At 71.6% G+C, this 4261-nt stretch carries 5 protein-coding genes; all 5 read right to left on the bottom strand.

Annotation, left to right across the window (positions count from 1 at the left end; genetic code table 11):
- Positions 1 to 302: 302 nt before the first annotated feature.
- Complete coding sequence (locus ACFV9O_RS39800; protein WP_385427846.1) at positions 303 to 857, bottom strand: Clp protease N-terminal domain-containing protein; 555 nt, start codon at positions 855 to 857, stop codon at positions 303 to 305.
- Positions 857 to 1066: a helix-turn-helix domain-containing protein gene (locus ACFV9O_RS39795; protein WP_385427844.1), complete on the bottom strand. Its 210-nt coding sequence runs from the start codon at positions 1064 to 1066 to the stop codon at positions 857 to 859. The genes ACFV9O_RS39800 and ACFV9O_RS39795 overlap by 1 nt, the downstream gene beginning before the upstream one ends.
- A 31-nt stretch (positions 1067 to 1097) precedes the next feature.
- The gene (locus ACFV9O_RS39790; RefSeq protein WP_385427842.1) at positions 1098 to 2441 is read right to left on the bottom strand and encodes a cellulase family glycosylhydrolase; all 1344 of its coding nucleotides are present in this window, start codon (positions 2439 to 2441) and stop codon (positions 1098 to 1100) included.
- Between the two features lie 62 nt (positions 2442 to 2503).
- Positions 2504 to 3469, bottom strand: coding sequence for a zinc-binding dehydrogenase (locus ACFV9O_RS39785; protein WP_385427849.1), 966 nt, complete (start codon positions 3467 to 3469; stop codon positions 2504 to 2506).
- A 345-nt stretch (positions 3470 to 3814) separates the two neighbouring features.
- A partial coding sequence (locus ACFV9O_RS39780; protein ID WP_385427840.1) for a malic enzyme-like NAD(P)-binding protein occupies positions 3815 to 4261 on the bottom strand: 447 nt, incomplete at its 5' end.

Raw genomic sequence — 4261 nt, 5'->3', positions numbered from 1 at the left:
CTCGGCAGCGACGGGGTCTCGGACACGATCCCCAATGATCAACAATCCAGGCCCGCAGATCAACTCAGCCCGAGACGACCACCAAACCAGTCACCGCGCGAGTTGCGGGCGCTTTGACGTCCAGAACACGACCCCTGCGCCTCCCCTCCATCAGGGCGAGCGGGGTGGGCAGCTCGCCCCGGGGTCGGCTGATCCCCCGGTGGTTTGTGAGCAATCGTGCCGCTGGGGGGAGGAACGGGTGGGCACAAACCACCCACCGGGCCGCAGCCAGGCCACCCCGCACGGGAAGCACCACGCTGGGCTCACCCCGAAGGGAACATCGCCCGTTCCAGCGTCGCGTACGTCGCGCCGTGGTCCGCGAGGACCTCGGCGACGATCCCCGGCCCCGCCGCCAGGGCCAGCAGGATGTGCTCGTCACCGATCGCACGTTCTCGCCGGCCCAGGGCGATCCGCAGCGACTTCACCAGGGCGTCCTTCGCCTCGCGCGAGTAGGGGCGGTGCCCCGGCCGCCCACCCTTGCCCCCGCCCTTGCGGTCACCGGCCAGCGCGCCCGCGCCGTGCGTCTCCTCGACCCGCGCGACGATCTCCGCGACGTCGATCCCGAGCCCGGCCAGCGCCTCCGTGTCCGCCTTCGAGAGCCCGGCCCGACGGCGCGCGTCCACCAGGGACGACTCCACCGACGCGCGCCGGTCCGCGACCCCGAGCGACCGGAAGGCGAACGACGCCTTCGTACCCTCCTGGTCCAGCAGTGCCAACAGCATGTGCTCCGTCGTGACGGAGGCCGCACCCGTCCGTTCCGCATGGACGACCGCGCCGGTCACGACCGCGCGGGCGCCCTGTGTGAACCGCTCGAACATCACTGCCTCCCGTACTTCTTGTGCACGGCCTGCTTGCTGACGCCCAGCTCGGCCGCGATCTCCTGCCACGACCAGCCCTGATTGCGGGCGCTTCTGACCTGGACGGCTTCGAGCTGTTCCAGCAGCCGCCGCAGCGCGGCGACGGCCCGTAGCCCGACCCGCGGGTCATGGTCGCCCGCCCGCTCGGCGAGATCGGTTGCTTCGGTCATGACGTCAACCTACGTTGACACCGGATGACCGTCAACCCCGGTTGACCGTCACGGTCACCCGCGCACCCGGCCGGGCGTACACACGGTCACCCCGCAGCGAACCGCCGGACACCGCGACCCGCCATCCCCCCGCGCTCGGCGGCAGCGAGAGCTCGGTGACGTACCCCCGCGCGTCGTACGAGAGCCGGTACGCCCCCGCCACCGGATCCCATGCCTCCGTACGCACCACGCCCGCGACCGCCCGCGCGTACGGCGCCGCGGTCTGCTCCTTGTTCGTACGGAAGCGGCCGTCACCGTCCACCGCGCAGTACCCGCCGCCGTAGCACCACACATAGCCCGCCCACCCCGAGCTGTAGCGCGCCAGCGAGGCGAGCGCGTCACGGTAGAAGCGGCCCATGTTCGGCAGGGTGTTGTTGAGCGGACCCCACTCCCCCACGACGACCGGGACCCGGTAGGTCTTCGGATAGACGGTGACCGCGGCCTCGTACGACTCGATCCAGCCCCCGGTGGGGTCGTAGTCCGCACCCGCCTCCATGGCGGTGTTGTAGAAGTGCGGGGCGTAGACGACCTTCGGGTCCTTGATCCTCCCGAGCCCCGTCGGGACGCCCTCGCCGACGATCGGCGTCGGTTCGACGAAGACCCAGTTGTCACGGTCCACCGAACGGACCGCGTCCGCGAGGCGGTTGTACATCCCGGTGAGCTGGTCGCGCTCGATACGGCGGGCGGCAGCCGCCAGGTCCTCACCCTCGCGCAGCTCGCCCATCGGCTCGTTGATCAGGTCGTAGCCGAGGACCGCGGGATGGCCCTCGAAGCGATCGGCCAGGACGCGCCACATGCGCGCCTGGGCGTGCCGGAGATCGGGGTCCTCGTACAGGTGTGTGAAGGCCCGCTGCACGGCGGGCTCGAAGTACTCGGCGAACCAGTCGTCCGGGTGCGGGGTGAACGGCAGGCCGTCGGTGCGGGTGGCCCAGGCGGGGATGCCGCGATGCCCGAAGGCCGGGCCGAAGACGTCCTGGTGAGCGTCGATCAGGACCTGGATGTCGTACTTCCCGGCCCAGTCCAGTACGCGTTCGATCTTGCGCAGGTACGACTCGCTGAAGCGACCGCGCACGGGCTCCAGATCGTCCCAGAAGACCAGCAGCCGGGCGAAGTCGAAGCCCTGGGCACTCATGTCCCGGAAGTGCCGCTCGGTGATCGCGGACAGGGCCTGTTCGCCGCGGTGGATCTTGTCCTCGACGTTCCAGCCGCGCAGGGTGAGGACCCGTCCGCGGTCGTCCGTCAGCCGGGGTATGTCCCCCGGAGGGCTGTCCGCACGGGCGGGGGTGGCACCGGCCAGGACGAAGGAACAGGCGAGGACGGCGAGCAGGCGGCGCATGGGTGACCTCCGGCACGAAGAACGACAGTGCCGGAGATCCCATCAGCGCATCTGACGAACCATCAAGAGTTCGTCAGGACAATCTTCCCGAACAGCTCGCCGGACTCCATCTTCTCGAAGCCCTCCCGCGCCCGGTCCAACGGCAGCACCTCGTCGATCACGGGCCGGACGCCGGTCGCCGCGCAGAAGGCGAGCAGGTCCTCCAGCTCGTCCTTCGTCCCCATCGTCGAGCCGACGACCTTCAGCTCCAGGAAGAAGATCCTGGTCAGCTCGGCGTGCGAGGGGCGGTCGCCGCTCGTGGCACCGGAGATCACCAGGGTGCCGCCGGGTCGCAGCGACTTGATCGAGTGCGACCAGGTGGCCGCGCCGACGGTCTCGATGACCGCGTCCACGCGCTGCGGCAGGCGGGCGCCGGACTCGAAGGCGTCGACGGCACCCAGTTCGACGGCACGCTTGCGCTTGGCCTCGTCGCGGCTCGTGGCGTAGACGCGCAGTCCGGCCGCCTTGCCGAGGACGATCGCCGCGGTCGCGACGCCGCCGCCGGCGCCCTGGACCAGGACCGAATCCCCGGGGCGCACCCCGGCGTTGGTGAAGAGCATCCGGTACGCGGTCAGCCAGGCGGTGGGGAGACAGGCGGCCTCCTCGAAGGACAGCTCCTTCGGCTTCCGGAGGACGTTCCACGCCGGGACGGCGACCTGCTCGGCGAAGGTGCCCTGGTACCTCTCGGTGAGGATGGAGCGGGGCTCGTCCGGGCCGACGCCGTGACCCGTCTGGCCGATCACCGAATGGAGCACCACCTCGTTGCCGTCCGCGTCGACGCCGGCGGCGTCGCAGCCGAGGATCATCGGGAGCTTGTCCTCGGACAGGCCCACCCCGCGCAGCGACCACAGGTCGTGGTGGTTGAGGGAGGCGGCCTTGACGTTGACGACCGTCCAGCCGGGCGGCGCCTCCGGCGCCGGGCGTTCACCCAGCTCGAGTCCGGTCAGCGGCTGGTCGCGGTCGATGCGTGCGGCGTAGGCGGCGAACATGACCTTGACGATAGGCCGGGCCACGGCCCGACGGAACCGCGCACGAGTGTGACGCACACCCTCTTGCGCCCCGCGGCCCCCGCCTCCTCCGAGGACTTCGCCCTGGGGGCACTCATGACGTCCCGGACACGAGCCCCGGAGCGGCCTCGGGACAGCAACCGACTCGGCACGGGGCGCCCCGACCACCCAGTCCGTCCGGCGCTTGAGGACGGACACACGGGCCCACCACGCGATGCCGGTACGGGCACACCGGTCACCCGCCCGCCCCGCGCAAACACCACGGTCCCGGGCGCGCAGTCGCGGCCGGGACCGTGGGGGCCCGGGGGCGTCAGCCCCCGGGGGGAATCAGCGGCGGGCGACACCCTCCGTCCGCGCCGCCGCGGCAACCGCAGCCGTCACGGCCGGAGCGACCCGCTCGTCGAACGGCGACGGGATCACGTAGTCCGCGGCGAGCTCGTCGCCCACCACGTCCGCCAGCGCGTTCGCCGCCGCGATCTTCATGCCCTCCGTGATCCGGGACGCCCGCACCTGCAGCGCGCCCGCGAAGATGCCCGGGAAGGCGAGCACGTTGTTGATCTGGTTCGGGTAGTCGCTGCGCCCGGTCGCCACGACCGAGGCGTACTTGTGCGCGACGTCCGGGTGGACCTCCGGGTTCGGGTTGGCCATCGCGAAGACGAAGGCGCCCGGCGCCATGGACGCGACCGCCGGCTCCGGGACCGTACCGCCGGAGACGCCGATGAAGACGTCCGCGCCGGCCAGCGCGGTCTCCAGCGAGCCGGACAGCCCCGCCCG

Origin of the sequence: Streptomyces sp. NPDC059909 (genome assembly GCF_042730885.1) — a bacterium.
Taxonomy (GTDB): domain Bacteria; phylum Actinomycetota; class Actinomycetes; order Streptomycetales; family Streptomycetaceae; genus Streptomyces.
This window is presented reverse-complemented; position numbering and strand designations above follow the sequence as displayed.

Bases quoted from the DNA above. Each gene is read 5' to 3' on its own strand.
- ACFV9O_RS39800 (WP_385427846.1), bottom strand. From the start codon at position 857: ATGTTCGAGCGGTTCACACAGGGCGCCCGCGCGGTCGTGACCGGCGCG.
- ACFV9O_RS39795 (WP_385427844.1), bottom strand. From the start codon at position 1,066: ATGACCGAAGCAACCGATCTCGCCGAGCGGGCGGGCGACCATGACCCG.
- ACFV9O_RS39790 (WP_385427842.1), bottom strand. From the start codon at position 2,441: ATGCGCCGCCTGCTCGCCGTCCTCGCCTGTTCCTTCGTCCTGGCCGGT.
- ACFV9O_RS39785 (WP_385427849.1), bottom strand. From the start codon at position 3,469: ATGTTCGCCGCCTACGCCGCACGCATCGACCGCGACCAGCCGCTGACC.